This window comes from Devosia sp. CN2-171 (assembly GCF_049354815.1).
Lineage (GTDB): Bacteria > Pseudomonadota > Alphaproteobacteria > Rhizobiales > Devosiaceae > Devosia_A.
This window is the reverse complement of record NZ_CP186479.1, coordinates 330,001-350,485: the sequence shown is the minus strand read 5'-3', so window position 1 is coordinate 350,485 and position 20,485 is coordinate 330,001. Positions and strand designations below refer to the sequence as shown.

Below are 20,485 nucleotides of genomic sequence, written 5' to 3'. Positions count from 1 at the left end.
AATGAATCGATGCGGCACGATACGAATGGTCCGCTTCGCCGCGTGTTAACGAGAGCATGCGACACATCCGGGGCATACTTGTCCGGAAGATTGCATGGCCCGACCGGCCCCTAAATCTTTGCCTCGCACAGCGGTTGCCTATGTCATCGCTGTCTGCCTCGCCATCGTCGCCTTCGAAGGTTGGCGCGAATGGTCGGCGCATGATGCTGCCTTGCAGAAGGCGCAGCACGAGGCGCAGAACCTTGCCCGCTCGATCCGCCAGCACGCCGAGGATACCTACGAGATCGCTGCCCAGGCCGTCGCCATGGTGTCGTACGAGCTTTCAAGCCACGGCCCTGCGCCCCGCGATATCGACGATGCCGAAGCCTTCATGCTGCACCTGATGGAGGGCTCGCCCCGCCTCGCCAGCCTCAGCATCTACGACCACGACGGCAGATGGATCGCGACGACGCTGCCGGACAACTCTCTCAATGACATCGTTGGCAGTGCCGACCTCGTGCAGCGTCACCGCGGCGACCCCGGTCTCTCCGCCGCGTTCGGCGCCCCGGCGCCGTCTACCGCCGGAGACTCGTCGATCACCACGGTCAGCCAGCGGCTCACCGATTCCGCGGGCGGCTTTGCCGGCATCGTCGTCGCCACGATCGACTCAAGCTACTTCGATGCCATCCACAGCAAAGTCGATGTCGGCTCTGCCGGTGGCATAGCCCTGTTCGACCAGAGCGGCCGCCGGGTGACCGGAGAGCGCCACTCTCTCCCGTCCGTTGCAGCGCCGTCGGCCGCTCTCTTCGGCACTAGTTACCCGGGCGCGATAGCCGGACACTACGAGTTCACCTCCGGCCGCGATGGCATCGCCCGCATCGCCGGCTATGACAGCAGCCAGCGCTATCCCGTCACCGCCGTGGTCGCCGTATCGCGCGACGAAGCCCTGCACGAGTGGTGGCGCGGCGCCATCCTCCGCGGTCTGGCAACACTCGGCCTGGCGCTAGTCGTGGCGGTGCTCGGCCTGCGCCTCGTCGATCAGATGCGCCGCCGCCAGCGCAGCGAAGCGGTCCTCGCGCAAAAGGAGGGCGAGTTCCGCCTCCTCGCCGAGTCGGCCAGCGATCTCGTCGAACGCTTCACCAGCGAGGGCATCCGGACCTACATCTCGCCCGCGCTCGAGCGGCTGACCGGCTACCGGCCTGAAGAGCTGATCGGGGGCAACGCCTTCGACGTCGTCCACGAGGACGACCGCCCGGGCGTCGAGGCCGCCGCCGAGCGCCTGCGCAGGGGCACCAGCGAACAGGAAACCGTGGCCTTCCGCCGGCTCCACCGCGACGGCCGCGAAATCTGGCTCGAAACCTCGCTGCGCGTCGCCGCCGAGCAGTCCGGCCAGCTCGCCGTTGTCGGCGTGACCCGCGACATCACCGACCGCAAGCAGCTCGAACAGCGCCTCGAGACCATGGCCATGCGTGACGGCCTGACCGAACTCGCCAACCGCCGCGCCTTCGACGCTGCCCTCGCCCGCGAGGTCGGCCGCGCTCGCCGTACGCACTCGCCGCTTTCGCTGCTGATGATCGACGCGGACCGCTTCAAGCGCTTCAACGACGACAACGGCCACCTCGCCGGCGACGCCTGCCTCAAGGCCATCGCCTCCGCCACAGCCCTCGCCGCCCGCCGCCCCGCCGACCTCGCGGCCCGCTTCGGCGGCGAGGAACTGGTCCTGCTCCTGCCGGATACCGACATCGACGCCGCCCGCACCATCGCCCAGGATCTCTGCCGCCAGATCCAGGCCCTCTCCATCCCGCACCCGCGCAACCTGCCGTGGAAAGTGGCAACGGTAAGCATCGGCGTCGCCACCATCGACCCCCACGACGAAGACGCCGTCCACGACGGCACCTGGCTGATCAGCACCGCCGACCGCGCCCTCTACGACGCCAAAGCCCAGGGCCGAAACCAGTCCATCGCGGCACCGCGTGTAATGCGCTCGCGGCTGGTAGGGTGATCGACCAAGGCATGACCTCGCACCAGCGCGACCATGGGCCGATCAGACCGGACGAACTTCTGAAAGTCGCCTGACGGCGTAGTCATCCTTCCAGCAGACAGCCGCCTCCCACGCTGCCGCTGCTTGCTCGGCAGCGTCTCGCATGTCGCCTTCGAGGCCCGCCCCATTGTAGGGCAGCGCCAGGTCGAGCTCGGGGACATCGACATGCGCCTCGTCCCAGTCGATGAGCGCCACCCGATCCGCCGTCACGCGCACGTTGCCGGGATTGTCCGGATTGCCATGGACGACGCTCATCTGGCGCCCCGCGAGCCTGGCCCACGCCGCCCTGCACCTCGCAACTGCCTCGGCCGGCATCGCCGTAAGGTCGATCTTGGTTCCGGTGTCGTGTGCGAGGAGATCGGTCGAGGATCGCCACCCCGGGCGCTGCGGCCAGCCCTGCGTCAGCCGGTGCACCTCACGAAGCGTGTCCGCGACACGCCTCCAATCAGCCGCCGTTCGCGGCGGGCCGCCCTCCATGTGGGCCATGACGGTGAGACCGCCAACAAACAGCCGGCCGTCCGTGGTCGGGACCGGCGCCGGCACGTGCAGCCCCGCGCGCTCGAGATGCTGCAGGAGCTCTGCCTCCCAGGCCAGATCCACATCGCCCCTCGTCCCCAACCTGCCTACGGCCAGCTTCCCGCCGACGCGGACACTCCACACATCATTGACGGTACCGCCGGTGAGCCGCTCAATCCTGATAGCGTCCTCGCCCCACTGCCCCAACGCTTCCCAACCCACGGACCTACCTCATGCAAAGTGATCGGCCGGCAATAGATCAAGCGCCGCTGCTTCGAACAATGAGGATCGAAGCTACCGGTCCCCAGTCCCCTCCCGCTCCCGCAGCCGCGCCAGATACTCCCGCAGCATCGCCGCCCGCCGCGGCCGGAAGCTCTCGCCACCCGCCTCCAGCGTCCTGATCCGGTCGAGGTGGAACATCCGATAATCCTCGCGCCGGCAGCACCACGCCAGCACCGTCATCCGGCGTTCGGCATAGACCAGCGCCAGCGGCAGGATCGTCCTCGAGGTGACCTCGCCCCGCACGTCCGCATAGCGGATCGTCAGTCCACGTTCCTCCCAGCAGGCGAGCCGAACCTCGTCGACGAACGGCGTCGGCGCGTAGCGTCCTTCGGGCCGGTAGACCTGCGAGATGGCGTGGAACAGGTGCTGCTCGCGATCGTCGGGTAGCGTCGCCGCCACCTTCGCCAGCACGGAGGTCGCCGCCTTGGCCAGCGCCGGATCTCCCATGTTCCGCACCTCGGCCAGCCCGAGCGCGATCGCCTCGATCTCGGTGCGATCGAAGGTCTGCGGCGGCAGCGCATAGTCCTCGATCAGCCGGTAGCCATAGCCCCGCTCGCCTTCGATGCGAGCGCCCGCCGCGCGCAGGCTGTCGATATCGCGATAGAGCGAGCGCAGCGACACGCCCACCTCCTCGGTCAGCCGGGAGGCAGTTATCGGCGCGGGCATCACGCGCATCGTCTGCAGCAGGCGAAATAGTCGATCCGAACGCGCCATCACCCAACTGACGGAAACTGGCAGTTGGGCCTGCTTATACCGGTCCGCATCGGTTCAGCAAACAAGGAGCCCGCCATGACCGTCAAAGCCACCACCCATCTCAACTTCCGCGGCCAGGCCCGCGCCGCCCTCAGCCTCTACCAGTCCGTCTTCGGCGGCGACCTGGTGATCGTCACCTACCGCGACGCCAACGCCGTCGGAGCACCAGCCGAGGCCGATCAGGTGATGTGGGGCCAGGTCGCCGCCACCAGCGGCTTCCGCATCATGGCCTATGACGTGCCGTCGCGCCTGTCGTGGAATGCCGGCGAGATTCCGTTCTTCGTCTCGGTCCGCGGCGACGCGGCCGACGACATCACCGGCTGTTGGGAAAAGCTCGCGGCCGGCGCCACCATCCTCCAGCCCCTCGCCCCGGCCGTCTGGTCGCCACTCTACGGCATGCTGAAAGACCAGTTCGGCGTCACCTGGGTATTCGACATCGAAGTCGCCTACAGCGCCTGAACGAAAAAGGGCGCGGTCATACCGCGCCCTCCAACCTCTGTCCGTATCGGCTCAGCCGATCAGAACGGGATATCGTCGTCCATCGGGCCGGACTCGAAGGCCGGCGCCGAGCTCGGCCGCCGCGACTCCTGCCGCCCGCCGCCGAACGAAGCCGCCGGAGCGCTCTCGCGCGGGCCCGAGAAGCCGCCGCCCGAGGCACCCTCGCCGTCGCCACGCCCGTCGAGCATCGTCAGTGTCGAGTTAAAACCCTGCAGCACGATCTCGGTGGAGTATTTGTCCTGCCCGCTCTGGTCCTGCCATTTCCGGGTCTGCAACGCGCCCTCGATGTAGACCTTGGCGCCCTTGCGCAGATATTGCTCAGCCACGCGCACCAGCCCTTCCGAGAAGATCACCACGCGGTGCCACTCGGTGCGCTCCTTGCGCTCGCCGGTATTCTTGTCGCGCCACTGGTCCGAAGTGGCGACGCTCAGGTTCACCACCTTGCCGCCATTGGGCAGGTTCCGCACCTCGGGGTCATTGCCGAGATTGCCTACGAGGATCACCTTGTTCACGCTGCCAGCCATGGCACATTCCTTTCAACTTTCCCGGATACGCACCGGGTCGAAACTCTCAAGCGCGTACCCTACCGCTATCGTTCCGACGGCGCGCGCCCAATGCGCACCCGCCCACAGATTTGACTGTTCTCTTTATGTTCTACTCCCAGCGCGCTTTGTCAAGCCGGCCGGCACCAAGTTCTGTGACTTACGCTTGGATGCGGGAGCCGCAGCGAGCGCGCCGGCACAAGCCCCCCACCGCGTCGCGACACCCTTCGTCCGCCCCGCCTTTCGTCAGGCGGGGCTTGACCAACGCCATTTTGTTCCGCTTATGTTCACACCAGCTGTGAATGGAATCGCCTGCCGTCATGGTGACAGCGGCCGGTCTCGCGTGGTTAAGTTGTAAGTCCGGCACCCAATCCCCAGATGAGCAGCCGACCCCTCATTTTTGAAACCCTGACACGATTTGGCACAGAGCGGCTCTATGGTCGCGCGCCTCGTGAGGTGAAAGTCTAGATGGCCGACAAGCGCAACCCGAACCGTGATCTCGTCATCCGTGGCGCCAAGGAGCACAACCTCAAGAACGTCGACTTGAGGCTGCCCCGCGACAGCCTCATCGTGATGACCGGCCTCTCTGGCTCCGGCAAGTCCTCGCTCGCCTTCGACACCATCTATGCCGAGGGCCAGCGCCGCTACGTCGAGTCGCTCTCGGCCTATGCCCGCCAGTTCCTCGAAATGATGCAGAAGCCGGATGTGGAGTCGATCGAGGGCCTCTCGCCCGCCATCTCCATCGAGCAGAAAACCACCAGCCGCAACCCGCGCTCCACCGTCGGCACCGTCACCGAAATCTACGATTACCTGCGCCTGCTCTTCGCCCGCGTCGGCATCCCCTATTCGCCCGTCACCGGCCTGCCCATCCAGAGCCAGACCGTGTCGCAGATGGTCGATATCGTCATGGCGCTGCCCGAGGAGACCCGCCTCTATCTGCTCGCCCCCATCGCGCGCGGCCGCAAGGGCGAGTACAAGCGCGAACTCAACGACCTCATGCGCAAGGGCTTCCAGCGCGTGAAGATTGACGGCGAGTTCCATGACATCGAGGACGCGCCGACCCTCGACAAGAAGATCAAGCACGATATCGAAGTCGTGGTCGATCGCGTCGTCGCCGGCCCCGATATCGCCGGCCGCCTCGCCGAGAGCTTCGAGACCGCGCTGAAGCTCGCCGACGGCATCGCCTTCGCCGAATTCGCTGATGAAGTGGATGAGAAAGGCGAGCCAAAGCGCCTGATCTTCTCGGAAAAGTTCGCCGACCCCATCTCCGGCTTCACCATTCCCGAGATCGAGCCGCGCCTGTTCTCGTTCAACAACCCGTTCGGCGCCTGCCCGGTCTGCGATGGCCTCGGTACCGAGCAGAAGATCGATCCGAACCTGATCGTCCCCGATGTCACCCTTTCGCTGCGCGACGGTGCCATCCTGCCATGGTCCAAGACCAGCGCTCCCTACTACCAGCAGACCCTCCAGGCCGTGGTGAAGCACTTCGGCGCCTCTACCGGCACCGCCTGGGAAGAGCTGCCCTTCGACGTCCAGCACGCCGTCCTGTTCGGCACCGGCTCGACCCAGATCACGTTTGTCTACGATGACGGGCTGCGCACCTACAAAAGCACAAAACCGTTCGAGGGCGTGATCGGCAATCTCGAGCGCCGCTACAAGGAGACAGAGAGCGCCGGCATGCGCGAGGAAATCGAGCGCTACATGTCGCAGGCGCCCTGCCTCGCCTGCAACGGCTATCGCATGAAGCCCGAGGCGCTGGCGGTAAAGATCGACGGCCTCCACATCGGCCAGGTCTCCGAGAAGTCGATCCGCGCCGCCAAGCTGTGGTTCGACGAGCTGCCGGCCAAGCTCACCGCCCAGCAGAACCAGATCGGCGAGCGCATCTTCAAGGAGATCAAGGAGCGTCTCGGCTTCCTCAACGATGTCGGCCTCGACTACCTGACGCTCGCCCGCAATTCCGGCACCCTGTCGGGCGGCGAGAGCCAGCGCATCCGGCTCGCGTCGCAGATCGGCTCCGGCCTCACCGGGGTGCTCTACGTCCTCGACGAGCCCTCGATCGGGCTGCATCAGCGCGACAACGAGCGCCTGCTCGAAACGCTGCAGCGCCTGCGCGACATCGGCAACACCGTCATCGTCGTCGAGCACGACGAGGACGCCATCATGACGGCCGACTATGTCGTCGATATCGGCCCCGGCGCCGGTGTCCACGGCGGGCACATCGTCGCCGAAGGCACGCCGCGCGACATCATGACCAACCCCAACTCGATCACCGGAAAATACCTCACCGGCGAGCTGGCCATCCCCCTGCCGATCGAACGCCGCAAGCAGAGCAAGACCAAGAAGCTCCACATCGACGGCGCCACCGGCAACAATTTGAAGAACGTCTCGGTCGACGTGCCCCTGGGCAATTTCGTCGCCATCACCGGCGTCTCCGGCGGCGGCAAGTCGACCCTGATGATCGACACCATGTACCAGGCCATCGCCCGCCGGCTGAACGGCGCGCGCGTCAACCCTGCCCCGCACAACCACCTCACCGGCCTCGAGCATCTCGACAAGGTCATCGACATCGACCAGTCGCCGATCGGCCGCACCCCGCGCTCCAACCCCGCCACCTACACCGGCGCCTTCGGCCCGATGCGCGAGTGGTTCGCCGGCCTGCCCGAAGCCAAGGCGCGCGGCTACGGCCCGGGCCGCTTCTCGTTCAACGTCAAGGGCGGTCGCTGCGAGAAGTGCGAAGGCGACGGCGTCATCAAGATCGAGATGCACTTCCTGCCCGACGTCTACGTCACCTGCGAAGTGTGCAAGGGCCACCGCTACAACCGCGAAACCCTCGAAGTGCAGTTCAAGGGCAAGTCGATCGCCGACGTCCTCGACATGACCATCGACGAAGCCGTCGATTTCTTCGCCGCTGTCCCCTCGATCCGCGAAAAATTCCTCACCCTGCAGCGCGTCGGCCTCGGCTACGTCAAGGTCGGCCAGCCGGCAACGACGCTCTCCGGCGGCGAAGCCCAGCGCGTGAAGCTGAGCAAGGAACTCAGCCGCCGCGCCACCGGCCGCACGCTCTACATGCTCGACGAGCCGACCACCGGCCTCCACTTCCACGACATCGCCAAGCTGTTGGAAGTGCTGCACGAACTGGTCGACACCGGCAACACCGTCGTCGTCATCGAGCACAATCTCGAAGTCATCAAGACCGCCGACTGGGTCATCGACATGGGCCCCGAAGGCGGTGACGGCGGCGGCGAAGTCGTCGGCATCGGCACCCCCGAAGACATCGCCGAGAATCCGAGGTCCTATACCGGCCGCTTCCTCAAGGAAGTTATGGAGCGCCGGCCCCAGAGGTCGGCGGCGGAGTAGGTTGCCCCAGCTACCAATCGGCGTAGTGTCCTCCTAGGGGAACTGATCGTCTATGGATCGAGACCCTGTCTTCAACGGTCATCTCTCTTGGTGGCCGAGCGGTAGGCAGGACAGTCATGGATGACGCGCAAGTCGCAGACGCCAAGATAGAGGCGGCGCTCGAATGGCTCCGCTTCACGCATCCCGTGTGCGAACATTTCGCCGCGCAGGTGCGGCGCACCGACCTGTCCGGCAAGCGTCTCGCCGGGTGGATGCACCTGTTGCCCGATACCATCCTTACCCTCATGCCCTTCGTCGAGGCCGGCGTGTCCGTGCGTGTCGGGGGCTGCAATCCCGACAGCACGGATCCACGCGTCGTCGACTATCTCAGCAGCCGCGGCGTCGAAGTGTTCGGTGGTCGCCGCGAGCCGCGCGATCTTTATGAGGGAACGCTTCGTACCTTCGCCACGGGGCCACTGGACGCAATCTGCGACATGGGCGGCGAGCTCATCGAAGCCGCCGCCCTCGCGGGCACGTACGTCGCCGGCGCGCTGGAAGCGACGACGACAGGCCTGCACCGCATCAGGCCGCTGCATCTGCACTTTCCGGTGTTCGACTGGAACGGCATCGCCCTCAAGGACGCGATCGAAAACCGCTTCCACGTCGGCGCGGAGACCTGGCCGGCCTTCGAGGGCATCACCGGTCTCTCGCTATTTGGCCGGAAAATCCTGGTCGTCGGCTTCGGACCCGTAGGGCGCGGCGTCGCGGAAAGGGCGCGCGATCTCGGCGGCATCGTCACCGTGGCCGAACGCGATCCTGTCCGCCAGCTTGAGGCGCTGCACTTCGGCTGCCGGACGTTGCCACTCGGCCCCGCGCTCGCGGAAGCGGAAGTCGTCGTCACAGCGACTGGCCGCGATGGCGTCCTCGGCGGAGCGGAGTTGGCCCTCTGCCGCGACGGTGCCGTCGTATTCAACGTCGGCCACAGCAACCGCGAAATCGACGTCGACTGGCTCATGGGGCATGAGCAGCGGACCATGAAGCAGCACATCGACCGCTACACGATCGGCAGCCGGACGCTGTTCCTGCTCAACAGCGGCAGCATGATCAACCTCGCCTTCACCGGCGGCTCTGCGACTTCCAGCATGTTCGATCCCTTCTCCGGCGTGATCATCCGCGGCTTGCTTTGGTTGCTCACTGGCGGCGCTGCAGGCATCCCGGCCGGCCTTCACACTTACCCGCTAACCCTGGAGCAGGAGGTCGCAACGGTAGCGCTTGCGGCCCGGTCGCGGTCGTAGCCCCATGGCTACGCCCCTCACCGTCCCCCGCTCTCCGCCTGCAGCTTCCGCCAGCGCGCCAGCCGGTCCGCATCCACCGTTCCGGCCGCCACCGCCGCCAGCACCGCGCACCCCGGCTCATGGTCGTGCGTGCAGTTGCGGAACTTGCACTGCGGCGCCAGCTCGGTGATCTCGGCGAACAGCGTGTCGATCCCCTGCCCCGCGTCCTTGATCTGCAGGGTCCGCATGCCCGGAGTGTCGATCACCCAGCCCCCGCCGGCCATCACATGCAGCGACCGGGAGGTCGTAACGTGACGCCCCTTGGCGTCGCTCTCCCGAATGCCACCGGTCTGCTGCGTGCCGCCGCTGCCGATCAGTGCGTTGACCAGCGTCGATTTCCCCACACCCGACGAGCCGACCAGCGCCACCGTCGACCCCGCCCCGCACCACGGTTGCAGCGCCGCCACCGCATCCGGCGAGCGCCCATTCAGCAGCACCACGGGCAAGCCGCGCTGCAGCGCCGAGGCCTGCCGCTCGAACTCGGCCGGATCGTCCGCCGTATCGATCTTGGTCAGCACGATCACCGGATCGGTGCCGGCTTCATTGGCCAGCGCCAGGTAGCGCTCGAGCCGCGCCACGTTGAAGTCCCCGTTGCACGAAGCAACGATGAACAGCGTGTCGATATTGGACGCGATCAGCTGGAGCGGCCGCCGGCCCTCGCTCGGCCGCTGCAGCAGGCTTTTCCGCTCCAGACGGCGATGCAGCGCGCCAGTATCCGGGTCGCACAGCACCCAGTCCCCGACCGCGAATTGCCCCGTGTCGGAGCGCGCCGGCAGCACGATATCGAACTGACCGGACGGCGTCAGCGCCGTCAATCGGGCTCGATGCACGGCATCGATCCGCGCCGGAACAAGTTCGGCCTCCTCGGCCAGCACCTGGTCAGCGAAGAAGCGAGACCAGTCGAGACGATCCGGACTGGCGCTCACCTATTCCTTGTCCGCGTCGTCGTTCGGGACTTTGGCCGGCGCCTCATCGGTGGCCGCCTTCTGCTTCGCCTCGGCCCGGGCGGCATTCTTCTCGTTCTTGAGCCGCTCGCGCTCTCTGCGTTCGAAATCGTAGTTGGGCTTGCGCGCCATCTTCATTGTTCTCCGTGAGTGCAGTACCTGAGCCTTGTGGCGCAGCAACGCAAGCGCCGCCACGGCCTTCCCCAAAATCGTAGCGGGAATCCCTGCCGTTGCAGCAAGCGCGTTGACCTCTGAAACAGAGCGGTATTTGCTACAGCCAGCTTCTGTCAGGTTGCTTCTCCAGCTCCCGGGCAACCGGCCCGTGACCGGGTGCTTGCGCCTTGCAGCATGCCTTGTGTCGTGCGTTGAACAATTGTCCTCATCAATCCGGTTCCGCGAAGGGTTTGCGCCGATGGAAATAGTAGATTTGCTGAAGCAGACACCGCTCTTCAGCGAGATGAACACGGCGGACCTCGAGGAACTGGTCCCTTCGACGCGCCTCGAAAGCTATGAGCCGGGACGGATCATCCTCCGCGAAGGGCGCGTTGGCGCCGCTTTCTTCCTCATCGTCTCAGGCAGCGTCGAGGTCATCAAGGCGCTCGGCAAGCCGGAGGAAAAGGTCGTCGCCGAACTCGGGGCCGGCGAGTTCTTCGGCGAGATCGCCAACATGAGGCACACGGAGCGCGTCGCCAGCGTCCGGGCGCTCACCGAGACGCAGTGCCTGATGATCCAGCGGCTGCACATCGATGCTTATATCGAGCGCTTCCCCATCGTCCTCGCCAAGGTCGAGTTGGCGCTCGCCGTGCGCAGCAGCGACTGAGACGGCCCCAGCGCTCGGCGTGCCGACGAAAGCCGGCACGCCCCTTGCCGAAATCGCCTCCCCGCTCCACCTTGCCACCACGCAAGGAGCCGCTCGTGACCAACCCGTTCTTTTCCGCCTGGACCACCCCCTACGAAGCCCCACCGTTCGATCTCATCGAAACCGCCGATTTCAAGCCGGCCCACCTCCAGGCCCTTGAGTTGCATCGCGCCGAAATCGCCACAATCGGCGGCAACCCGGCCGAACCCACCTTCGACAACACCGTCGCGGCGCTCGAGCGCTCGGGAAGGCCGCTGACCCGGGTCCAGATGGTCTTCGGCCAGCTCTCCTCCGCCGCCACCAATGACGAGCTGCAGGCGGTCGAGCGCGAGCTCGCCGTCCTCGTGGCGCGCCACTGGAACAGCATCTTCCTCGATCCAAAGCTGTTCGCTCGCATCGACGCGCTCTACCAGCAGCGCGACACCCTCGGCCTCGATCCCGAATCCCTCCGCGTCCTCGAGCGCTATCATCTCGATTTCGTCCGTTCCGGCGCGCGCCTGACCGCCGCCGAGCGCGAGCGCTACACGGAGATCGTCGAGCGCCTCGCCACACTCGGCACCCAGTTCGGCCAGAACGTCCTCGCCGACGAGCAGGAGACCGTGTTCGCCCTCACTGAAGCCGAAGTGGCCGGCCTGCCGGAGTTCGCCCGCGCCGCCGCCGCCGAAACCGCGCGCGACCGCAAGCTGAACGCCCCCTTCGCGGTCACCCCCTCGCGCTCCAGCGTCGAGCCAATCCTCCACTTCGCCACCGATCGGGCCACGCGCGAAAAGATCTGGCGCGCCTTCGTCAAGCGCGGCGCCAACGGCAACAAGAACGACAACTCAAAGGTCATCGAGGAAATCGTCGCCCTCCGTGCCGAGCAGGCGAAACTGCTCGGGTACGCGAGCTACGCCGATTACAAGCTCGCCGACACGATGGCTGGCACGCCCACGGCGGCCCGGGGCCTCCTCGAAGAGGTATGGGCCGGCGGTCGCAGCAAGGCCGAGGCCGATCGCGAAGCCCTACAGGATCTTGCCCTGGCCGACGGCCAGTCCGGCCCGCTCGAAGCCTGGGACTGGCGCTACTACGCCGAGAAGCTCCGCCTCTCCCGCTACGATTTCGACGAGAACGAGCTGAAGCCCTATCTCCAGCTCGACAAGGTCGTCGACGCCGCCTTCTTCGTCGCCGAAAAGCTCTTCGGCCTCACCTTCGCCCCGCGCAGCGATATCCCCGGCTACCGCCCCGATGTCCGCGTCTGGGAAGTCACCCGCAACGGCAAGGTCATCGGCCTCTTCTACGGCGATTACTTCGCCCGCCCCGGCAAGCGCTCCGGCGCCTGGATGACCTCGTTCCGCGACCAGCACAAGCTTGATGGCGCGCAGATCCCCTTCATCGTCAACACCTGCAATTTCGTGAAGCCGCCCGAGGGCCAGCCGGCGCTCCTGTCGCTCGACGAAGCCCGCACCGTGTTCCACGAAATGGGCCACGGCCTCCATGGCCTCCTCTCCGATGTCACCTACCCGCGCATCTCCGGCACCAATGTCGTGCGCGATTTCGTCGAGCTGCCCAGCCAGATCTACGAGCACTGGCTCGAAGAGGCGCCGGTGCTGGCCCGCTTCACTCACTTCGAGACCGGCGAGCCGATCCCCGAAGCCCTGCTCGAGCGCATGCGCGCCGCCCGCACCGCCAATTCGGGCTTCGAGACGGTCGAGTTCGTCTCCTCGGCCATCCTCGACATGGACTATCACTCCCAGCCCATGGCCGGCTCTGTCGCCGATTTCGAAGCATCCGTCCTCGCCAGCATCGACATGCCGCGCGAGATCGCCCTGCGCCACGCCAGCGCGCACTTTCTCCATCTGTTCTCGGGCGATGGCTACGCCGCGGGCTATTACAGCTACCTGTGGAGCGAAGTGCTCGACGCCGACGGTTTCCGCGCCTTCAAGGATGCCGGCGATCCCTTCGATGCCGCCATCGCCCAGCGCCTCCACGAGTTCATCTACTCCGCGGGCGGCAAGCGCGACTTCGCCGAAGCCTACCGCCTCTTCCGCGGCCGCGACCCCGATGTCGGCCCGCTGCTGGAGGATCGTGGTCTGGTGGCAGCAGGCAACTGATCTCTCGGCCGGTCCTCCCCCGTTCACGGGGGAGGGGGACCATGCGAAGCATGGTGGCGGGGGCGGCCACACGCGCTGCTTTGCGTCCGCTCCGCAGCGCCGGAGGTCGCTAAGCCGCCATCTCGGGCTCGAACGTCACCCCCGCCAGCCGCTCGGACTCATCCCACAGCCGCTCCGCCACCGCGCGGTCCAGTGCCTGCGCCGGCACCTTCGCCGGGGCGGGATAGCCTCGTGTCTCGCTCAGTTTGTCCGGCCCCCAATATGAGCCGCCGGCGACACCGGGAGCCGTCGCCGCGTACAGCGTCGGCAGCGCGCCCTGCCACACTGGCTGGAACAGGAACCACAACAGCGACCGCGCCGTGCTCATCGCGCTGCCCTTGCCCGGGGCATTGTTGAGCAGCTCGGTCCGCGCCACCCCCGGGTGAGCGGCAACGCTGGTGATGCCCCAGCGCCCCGCCTCGCTGCGCCGCTGCAGCTCGAAGGCGAACATCAGGCAGGCGATCTTGGATTGGCTGTAGACGTCCATCGGCTTGTAGCTGGCCGTCGCGTTGAGATCGTCGAAATTGATGCGGCCCTGCCGCGCCGCGATGCTCGAGACCGAAATGACACGCGCACCTCGTCTCCTTCGCAGCAGCGGCATCAGTTGCGCCGTGAGCGCGAAGTGGCCGAGATAGTTGGTACCGAACTGCAGTTCGAACCCATCCGCCGTCTCCTTGCGCTCAGGCGGCACCATCACCCCGGCATTGTTGATGAGGAGATCGAGGCCGTCGCGCTCCCGGCGCATCCGCGCACCGAATTCGCGCACCGAGCCGAGATCGGCGAGATCGAGCGGTTCGAACCGCACCTTCGCCGCGGCGCCGACCTCCTGCCGGATCCGCGCCATCGCATCGGCCCCCTTCGCCGGGCTGCGGCCCGCGATGATCACCTCGGCGCCTGCCCGCGCCAATGCCAGGGCATCTTCAATTCCCAGCCCGCCTGTGCCAGTCACTATTGCAGAGCGACCCGCCTGCGAAGGAATGTCGGATGCTGTCCAGTTTGCCATCTATCCCGTCCTCAATTATTGCACTCAGTGCAAAGACACATATTGCACTCAGTGCATATTTTTCAAGGGGCGATTGAGATGGAAGCCGGCGACGCACCGAACGCGGAGGGCCTTAGGGAGCGAAAGCACCGGGAAACGCTCCGGCGCATCGTCGAATCCGGCATGCGCCTGTTCACCGCCAACGGCTACGAGGCCACCACCGTCGACGCTATCGCCGCCGAGGCAGGCATCTCCCGCCGGACCTTCTTTCACTACTTCAAGACCAAGGATGAGATCCTGCTCTCGCTGCAGGGCGTCTACGACGACGCAGTGGCCGCAGCCATCGCGGCCCAGCCGCCGAACCTCTCGCCCCTCGAAGCGACGCGTAACGCCATGCTGGCCGTCTTCGCCACCATCCAGCCCGAGGAAATGCTCGTCATCGACCGCCTGATGCGGTCGAGCGCTCTGGTACAGGCCAGTAAGCAGGCGAGCTACGCCCGCAGCGAAAACGTCCTGTTCGCCGCGCTCGCCCGAAGAAGCCAGCAACCCGAGATGGTGCTGCGCCTCGTCGCCGTTCAGGCCGTCGGCGTCTCCCGCCTCGCGGTGGAAGCGTGGGGCAAGGCCGCCGACGGCCGGCCCATCACCGACTTCCTCCGCGAAGGCTTCGAGGCGCTCGACCTCGCCCGCTCGAGCCGCTAGCCCCCGAACGCTGCCGCCTTCGGCCCGTCAATCAGAGACCACTATGACCACCTCCCCCTTCCCCTGGCCCGAAGAGCGCATCGCTCACCTGACCGCCTATCGCGCCCTCGCGCCGCTCACCGTCGACGGCAAGCTCGATGAGCCGAGCTGGCGCCTCGCCCCGCGCTCACCGCGCTTCGTCGACCTGATCACCGGCCAGCCGACCATCCACGACACCCGCGCCGCCGTCCTCTGGGACGACACCCATCTCTATGTCGGCTTCTGGGTCGAAGAGCCCTTCGTCGCCGCCAAGCTCACCGAGCGCGACTCGCTGATCTGGAGCGAGAACGACATCGAGCTCTTCATCGCCGGCAAGGACGCCTATTACGAGCTCGAGCTCAACGCGCTCGGCACCATCTACGAAGCCTTCTTCATCTGGGAGGAGGGTTACGAGCGCAGCGGCTACAGCCAGTCCGCCGAGTTCTCGCGAACCGCCGATGGTTTCAAGCCCTGGGACGGCGTCGGCTTCGACAACCACCCGCGCGGCCCCCGCCTCGCTTTCTTCAAATGGGACATGCCCGGTCTCAAGGCGGCCGCCTCCGTCGACGGCACCATCAACGACAACACCGATCGCGACCGCGGCTGGACCGCCGAAATCGCCATCCCTTGGTCGAGCCTCGACGTCCTCGCCCGCGCCGACAACCGCGCCCTGCCACCACGCGACGGCGACACCTGGCGCATGGATTTCTCTCGCTTCAACGCCTACCGCGAAGCCCCACCCGCAACCGACTCCGGCGGCTGGGCCGTGAACGCCCACGGCGTGTGGGATTCCCACGTGCCCGAACTGTTCCCGTATGTGCATTTCTCGACAAAGCCGGTGGGGAGCGAGTAGCAGCCGGACGCAACGGCATACCCCCCATCTTGCGCCGTTGGCGCGTATGGGAAGGCCGTCTTTACGCCGGAAGCAGTCACCGACCACTCAAGGAAGTCTGAGCGAGCCAGTCTCAGGCCCGATGTCCCACCATAGCCGCGGCGCGCAAAAGGTGACAGATTGAGCACGTCGCGCGATCAGGTCGCGTTGCAACGGAAGGTGCCGTGCCCATGCCTCTTCCGCTCGTTGCGCTGTTCATCACCGCTTGCGCCATAGGAACTACCGAATTCGTGGTCTCGGGCCTGCTGCCACAGGTTTCGATCGATCTGGGCGTCGACATACCGACCGCTGGTCTCCTCGTTTCGGGCTACGCAATGGGTGTCGTGATCGGCGGGCCGATCATGACCGTACTGACGGCTCGGCTAAGCCGGCGGACAGCGCTGCTCGCATTGGTCGCCATCTTCATCGGAGCCAATGTCTTCTGCGCGTTGTCGACCTCTTTTGCGGCGACGCTCGCCGCTCGCGTCATGTCCGCCTTCGCCCATGGCGCCTTTTTCGGCATCGCAACGGTGGTCGCTACTGGTCTCGTGGCTGATGGGCGCCGTGCGAGCGCCATTGCGCTGATCGGCGCGGGGGTGATGACCGCCAATATTCTCGGTGTGCCGGGCGGAACGGCCCTTGGCCAGGCACTTGGCTGGCGAGCGACCTTCTGGGCGATTTCCATTGCCGGTGTCATTGCCATCGCCGCCATGGTCCTGTGGCTACCGGCAAGCGGTGGCGGCAAGTCAATGGACCTGCCGGCCGAAATCCGCACGCTGGGCCGCCGTAGCGTCCTGATCGGTCTCCTGATGCTCTTTCTGCACGGCGTCGGCCTGTTCGGCCTCTTCACGTTCATCGCGCCGCTGCTGACGACGGTGAGCGGCTTTGCATCGGCAGAACTGCCGCTGCTACTCCTGCTCTTTGGTATCGGTGCGATAGCTGGCACCGTTCTCAGCGGCCGGCTGGCCGACTGGCGCATGGACCTCTCGATCGTAATCGTCCTCGTTGCCCAGGTGCTTACCTACATCCTGTTCGGGTTCCTCACCGGCAGTGCAGGCGCGATGTATGCGCTGATGATCTTGCTCGGCATTGTCGGCATGGCCGCCCCGGCGCCGCTTAGGGCTCTGGTGCTCGAAGCCGCGCGCGATGCCCCCAGCCTTGCGGCGACCTTCTGCTCGAGCGCCTTCAACCTGGGTGTCGCGGTTGGGGCGACGATGGGTTCGGTCGCCATCTCCTCGGGCGCCTCCTACGCCCAGCTGCCTTGGATTGGCGTCACGTGCAGCATCGCGGGGCTGGCGATCTTTGCCCTGACCCGCAGAACGCGCCGGGTGCGCCCTGTGCCGGATACGCCCTAGTCCGCCAATTCGACGCGCCCGCATGGATTTCTCCGGCTTCAACGCCACGGCGCCTGGGATTCGCACGTGCCCGAGCTGTTCCCGTACGTTCAACTTTTCGACGAAGCCGGTCGGGCGCGAGTAGGAACCGACGCAACGGCCAGCTTCAAGGTCGTAGGCTCACGACCTACCGTCTCGGCTCGTAGCGCAGCGCCACGGCGCCTGAGCTGAGCTCTATCCGGTCGATGGGCTTCAGCTCGACGTACTTGGAGAGCCCGGCGAACAAGGTCGGTCCATGACCTGCAATTCTGGGCTGCACCACGAATTCGTACTCGTCGATCAGGTCAAGTTCCGCCAGCGCCAGCGGGAGCTTTACGCCGCCGGTGAGCAACGCCTTGCCCGGCTGCTGCTTGAGCCTCCGGACGGCCTCATTCAGGTTTCCGCTCACGAGTTCGGCGTTCCAGTCGACGCGGTCGAGCGTGCTCGAAACGACGTATTTCTTCATCGCGTCGATGGTGCGCGCGAAAGGTTCGGTCCACTCAGGCGGCGTCGCCGTCCGCGTCGCCAGCCGCCACGCCCCTTCCATCATGCCGTAGGTGACGCGACCAAAGAGCAGGGCGTCGGCCCGGGCGATGCTCTCGGTGGCGTGGCGATGTGTTGCACGCAGTTGTTCCTCCTGCAGCACCTCGTCCGCCGGTATCGCATTGTGGTGGACGCACCCGTCGAGCGTCACGTTGATGGAGTAGAGAAGAGGTCGCACTACGGTCGCTGCTCCATTGTCGTTCGTGCCGCGATGGCCAGCCCGAAGCGTTGCAGCTGGCTGGTCAGTCCCATGATTGCGCCGCGTGTCATCTCGGGGTCCGGGTGGCGATCGGCCGTCAGGACCATCCGAACGCGCCCGGCCTCGACGTGGAGCTCGACCAGCATGTCGTAGGGATACGACTCGACGCCGGGGACGAAGTCCATGTCGAAGCGAATGCGCAACTTACGGTGGCGCACAACCTCTACGAACCGACCGCTCACCCGCGCCGTCGGCGGCATGTCGAGGTTCGCGAGATAGGCGACCTCCTCGGCGCCCACCGCCGTCATCACGTGATCGAACGCACCACCGACCCGCAGCTCGAGGGCCGACACCTCGAAGCGCATGCCCTCGGGCGCGAACCACGCCTCGAGCCCGTCCTTCGTGGTCCACAGCGCCCAGACGTCCTCGATCGATGCGTCGTAGACCCGCTCGAACCTAATGCTGTCCGCGCCCAATTCGCCGGCATGCGCCATCACTTCTGCCCCTCGTCTTGCTGCCGTCGCGACAGGGCTGCGTCGAAGCGGTCGAGCCGGCTCTCCCAAAGCTTGCGATAGCTCCCAACCCAGTCGTCGATCGCCCGGAACGGTTCGGGCCTGAGCGAGTAGAGGCGTCTCGCCCCATCAGGTCGCATCGCGACGAAACCGGCTTCGCCAAGGATCCGCAGGTGCCGCGAAACACCGGACTGGTCGATGTCGACGGCCCGAACCAGGTCGCCCACCGCCTGCTCGCCTGCCGCCAGCGCTTCGACGATGCGAAGCCGCGTCGGGTCGGCCAATGTCTGGAACACGCTTTGTTGCATCATCATGCATATGTATGTCTATGCATATTTGGAGTCAAATCGTTTTCGTTCCTCGATGCCGCGGCCACCACGCCGTGGCAGCCCGACCCTCGACCTTCGTCGTTGCGCACCGCGCCAACATGACCGCTTGCCCGACGCGCCGCCCCCTGCTCAGTTGCGTGCACGTCCCACCGGAACCACCGCCTTGCCCACGCCCCCCATCTTCGACGGCCACAACGATGTCCTTCTCCGCCTGATGAAGGACACCTCGCCCGATCCCGTGGCGCGCTTCCTCGAAGGCGGCGGGCCGGGGCATATCGATCTGCCCAAGGCGCGAGCCGGCAATTTCGCCGGCGGCATGTTCGCGGTGTTCTGCCCCTCGCCGGGGGAGCGGCCTGATTTCACCGCGCCGCGCGACATGTCGAACACCCCGCTCCCGCCGGAACTGCCGATGGACCTGGCGCGGCGCATGACCGTGCACCAGATCGGCCTGCTCCTCCGGCTCGAAGCCGCCTCGAACGGCCAGTTCGCCGTCTGCCGCTCGGCTGCCGACATTCGCGCCGCCATGGCGCGCGGCGCTCTCGCTGCGGTCCTCCATATCGAGGGCGCCGAGGCCATCGATGAGGATTTCTACTTCCTCGATGTGCTCTATGCCGCCGGCCTCCGCTCCATCGGCCCGGTCTGGAGCCGCACCAATGTCTTCGGCCACGGCGTGCCCTTCCGCTTCCCCCACTCGCCCGATATCGGCCCCGGCCTCACCGACGCCGGCAAGCAACTGGTGCGCGCCTGTAACGAAAAACGCATCCTGATCGACCTGTCCCACATCACCGAGAGAGGCTTCTGGGACGTCGCCCAGCTCTCCACCGCCCCACTGGTCGCCACCCACTCCAACGTCCACACCGTGACGCCGAGCCCGCGCAACCTCACCGCCGACCAGCTCCGCGCCATCCGCGACAGCGACGGCATGGTCGGCCTCAACTTCGCCACCGGCTTCCTCCGCGCCGACGGCCAGATGCGCGCCGATACCGAAATCGACGACATGATCCGCCATCTCGATGCTCTCATTGACGCCCTCGGTGAAACCCGCGTTGGTATGGGCTCCGATTTCGACGGCGCTCTGATCCCCGCCCCGATCGGCGACGCCGCCGGCCTGCCCCGCCTCTTCGAGGCGCTGGCGCAGCACGGCTACGATGCGCCGCTGCTCGAAAAGCTCGCCCACGGCAACTGGCTGTCCCTGCTCGAACGCACCATCGGCTGAAGTCCAGCAGCAGTTCGTAGCCTATCCCTGCACTATTGCCGGAATGGCACCGCAAAGTTCCGGCTGACTTCCGACCCGGTCCATTGCGTCCCCAACGTGACGCTAACGTGAATTTGCCATGCATGCGGCGCATGCCGGCACTGACATTTCACCGCGTGCGCCCCTTGGCAAATCAGCGCATCCTCCTTTCGTCGTGATCCGATAAAGGAGTGCACGATGTTCGTACGTGCTGTCTGGCGCCACCGGCGCTTCATCGACCTGAGACAGACGCTGCGGGAGACGAACGGTCCGACAACCCGTGACGACTTAGGGGTTTGCGGACCGGACTTCCGAAAAATGATCCGCGGCCTGTTCGACCGCTGAGCTTCACAATTCGCTAACCACGCCGAAAAGGCCGCCGATGCGCCCGGCGGCCTTCTTGCTGCCGCGCCCTGGCCCGGAGTCTGAATCCAAAGTGAACGCCGCCACAATTAGGCATGCACAAGACGCATAACTGCGCTGAGACATTCCCCTCTGCTCATCCCGGCGGG

At 66.1% G+C, this 20,485-nt stretch carries 20 protein-coding genes; 11 read left to right on the top strand and 9 right to left on the bottom strand.

The genetic code is table 11. From position 1 onward, the window contains the following. Positions 1-118: 118 nt before the first annotated feature. Positions 119-1,981 carry a sensor domain-containing diguanylate cyclase gene (locus ACOYW5_RS01725; RefSeq protein ID WP_423067549.1) on the top strand — a complete coding sequence of 621 codons (1,863 nt, stop codon included), beginning with the start codon at positions 119-121 and terminating at the stop codon, positions 1,979-1,981. Between the two features lie 42 nt (positions 1,982-2,023). Here ACOYW5_RS01725 and ACOYW5_RS01720 read toward each other — a convergent pair whose 3' ends face one another. Continuing rightward, positions 2,024-2,758 (bottom strand): phosphotransferase enzyme family protein, encoded by a 735-nt coding sequence (locus tag ACOYW5_RS01720; RefSeq protein WP_423067548.1) that lies wholly within the window; start codon positions 2,756-2,758, stop codon positions 2,024-2,026. A gap of 72 nt (positions 2,759-2,830) precedes the next feature. Beyond that, positions 2,831-3,532: a helix-turn-helix transcriptional regulator gene (locus ACOYW5_RS01715; protein ID WP_423067547.1), complete on the bottom strand. Its 702-nt coding sequence runs from the start codon at positions 3,530-3,532 to the stop codon at positions 2,831-2,833. A gap of 75 nt (positions 3,533-3,607) precedes the next feature. Between ACOYW5_RS01715 and ACOYW5_RS01710 the strand changes: the two genes are divergently transcribed. Continuing rightward, positions 3,608-4,030 carry a VOC family protein gene (locus ACOYW5_RS01710; RefSeq protein ID WP_423067546.1) on the top strand — a complete coding sequence of 141 codons (423 nt, stop codon included), beginning with the start codon at positions 3,608-3,610 and terminating at the stop codon, positions 4,028-4,030. A gap of 59 nt (positions 4,031-4,089) precedes the next feature. Here the strand turns inward: ACOYW5_RS01710 and ssb are convergent, their stop codons facing one another. Continuing rightward, entirely contained in the window at positions 4,090-4,593 is a 504-nt protein-coding gene (gene ssb, locus ACOYW5_RS01705; protein WP_423067545.1) for a single-stranded DNA-binding protein, read from the bottom strand. A 486-nt stretch (positions 4,594-5,079) separates the two neighbouring features. Here ssb and uvrA point away from each other — a divergent pair, with 486 nt between their 5' ends. After that, positions 5,080-7,968, top strand: coding sequence for an excinuclease ABC subunit UvrA (uvrA, locus tag ACOYW5_RS01700; RefSeq protein WP_423067544.1), 2,889 nt, complete (start codon positions 5,080-5,082; stop codon positions 7,966-7,968). Positions 7,969-8,084: 116 nt separating this feature from the next. Further along, a complete protein-coding gene (locus ACOYW5_RS01695; protein ID WP_423067543.1) occupies positions 8,085-9,242 on the top strand; it encodes an NAD(P)-dependent oxidoreductase in 1,158 nt (385 codons plus the stop codon). 17 nt (positions 9,243-9,259) lie between these two features. Here the strand turns inward: ACOYW5_RS01695 and rsgA are convergent, their stop codons facing one another. Then, positions 9,260-10,207, bottom strand: coding sequence for a ribosome small subunit-dependent GTPase A (rsgA, locus tag ACOYW5_RS01690; protein ID WP_423067542.1), 948 nt, complete (start codon positions 10,205-10,207; stop codon positions 9,260-9,262). Further along, complete coding sequence (locus ACOYW5_RS01685; RefSeq protein ID WP_423067541.1) at positions 10,208-10,690, bottom strand: hypothetical protein; 483 nt, start codon at positions 10,688-10,690, stop codon at positions 10,208-10,210. Here ACOYW5_RS01685 and ACOYW5_RS01680 point away from each other — a divergent pair. Together ACOYW5_RS01680 and ACOYW5_RS01675 are read left to right on the top strand one after the other, a co-directional pair. Then, a complete protein-coding gene (locus ACOYW5_RS01680; protein WP_423067540.1) occupies positions 10,683-11,045 on the top strand; it encodes a cyclic nucleotide-binding domain-containing protein in 363 nt (120 codons plus the stop codon). The two genes, ACOYW5_RS01685 and ACOYW5_RS01680, sit on opposite strands and share 8 nt — an antisense overlap. A gap of 95 nt (positions 11,046-11,140) precedes the next feature. Further along, the gene (locus ACOYW5_RS01675) at positions 11,141-13,174 is read left to right on the top strand and encodes a M3 family metallopeptidase (RefSeq protein WP_423067539.1); all 2,034 of its coding nucleotides are present in this window, start codon (positions 11,141-11,143) and stop codon (positions 13,172-13,174) included. 109 nt (positions 13,175-13,283) lie between these two features. Here ACOYW5_RS01675 and ACOYW5_RS01670 read toward each other — a convergent pair whose 3' ends face one another. Beyond that, positions 13,284-14,216, bottom strand: a complete 933-nt coding sequence (locus tag ACOYW5_RS01670) for an SDR family oxidoreductase (protein WP_423067538.1) — start codon at positions 14,214-14,216, stop codon at positions 13,284-13,286. A 78-nt stretch (positions 14,217-14,294) separates the two neighbouring features. On the opposite strand from ACOYW5_RS01670, the gene ACOYW5_RS01665 reads away from it, so the two are divergent. The 3 genes from ACOYW5_RS01665 to ACOYW5_RS01655 all read left to right on the top strand — a co-directional run bounded on the left by ACOYW5_RS01665 (position 14,295) and on the right by ACOYW5_RS01655 (position 17,138). Continuing rightward, positions 14,295-14,894: a TetR/AcrR family transcriptional regulator gene (locus ACOYW5_RS01665; RefSeq protein ID WP_423067537.1), complete on the top strand. Its 600-nt coding sequence runs from the start codon at positions 14,295-14,297 to the stop codon at positions 14,892-14,894. A 43-nt stretch (positions 14,895-14,937) separates the two neighbouring features. Beyond that, positions 14,938-15,765 (top strand): carbohydrate-binding family 9-like protein, encoded by an 828-nt coding sequence (locus tag ACOYW5_RS01660; protein WP_423067536.1) that lies wholly within the window; start codon positions 14,938-14,940, stop codon positions 15,763-15,765. A gap of 209 nt (positions 15,766-15,974) precedes the next feature. Further along, on the top strand, positions 15,975-17,138 hold the full coding sequence (locus tag ACOYW5_RS01655) for an MFS transporter (RefSeq protein ID WP_423067535.1): 1,164 nt from the start codon (positions 15,975-15,977) through the stop codon (positions 17,136-17,138). A gap of 166 nt (positions 17,139-17,304) precedes the next feature. Here ACOYW5_RS01655 and ACOYW5_RS01650 read toward each other — a convergent pair whose 3' ends face one another. Genes ACOYW5_RS01650 through ACOYW5_RS01640 form a run of 3 tightly spaced genes read right to left on the bottom strand, consistent with a single transcriptional unit; the run spans position 17,305 to position 18,724 of the window. Continuing rightward, the gene (locus ACOYW5_RS01650; RefSeq protein ID WP_423067534.1) at positions 17,305-17,877 is read right to left on the bottom strand and encodes a dihydrofolate reductase family protein; all 573 of its coding nucleotides are present in this window, start codon (positions 17,875-17,877) and stop codon (positions 17,305-17,307) included. Further along, positions 17,877-18,392: an SRPBCC family protein gene (locus ACOYW5_RS01645; RefSeq protein ID WP_423067533.1), complete on the bottom strand. Its 516-nt coding sequence runs from the start codon at positions 18,390-18,392 to the stop codon at positions 17,877-17,879. Before ACOYW5_RS01645 ends, ACOYW5_RS01650 begins: the two co-directional genes overlap by 1 nt. Next, entirely contained in the window at positions 18,392-18,724 is a 333-nt protein-coding gene (locus ACOYW5_RS01640) for an ArsR/SmtB family transcription factor (RefSeq protein ID WP_423067532.1), read from the bottom strand. Before ACOYW5_RS01640 ends, ACOYW5_RS01645 begins: the two co-directional genes overlap by 1 nt. Positions 18,725-18,902: 178 nt before the next feature. On the opposite strand from ACOYW5_RS01640, the gene ACOYW5_RS01635 reads away from it, so the two are divergent. Together ACOYW5_RS01635 and ACOYW5_RS01630 are read left to right on the top strand one after the other, a co-directional pair. Continuing rightward, complete coding sequence (locus ACOYW5_RS01635; RefSeq protein ID WP_423067531.1) at positions 18,903-19,955, top strand: dipeptidase; 1,053 nt, start codon at positions 18,903-18,905, stop codon at positions 19,953-19,955. A gap of 216 nt (positions 19,956-20,171) precedes the next feature. Next, positions 20,172-20,318, top strand: a complete 147-nt coding sequence (locus ACOYW5_RS01630) for a hypothetical protein (protein ID WP_423067530.1) — start codon at positions 20,172-20,174, stop codon at positions 20,316-20,318. Positions 20,319-20,485 lie beyond the last annotated feature (167 nt).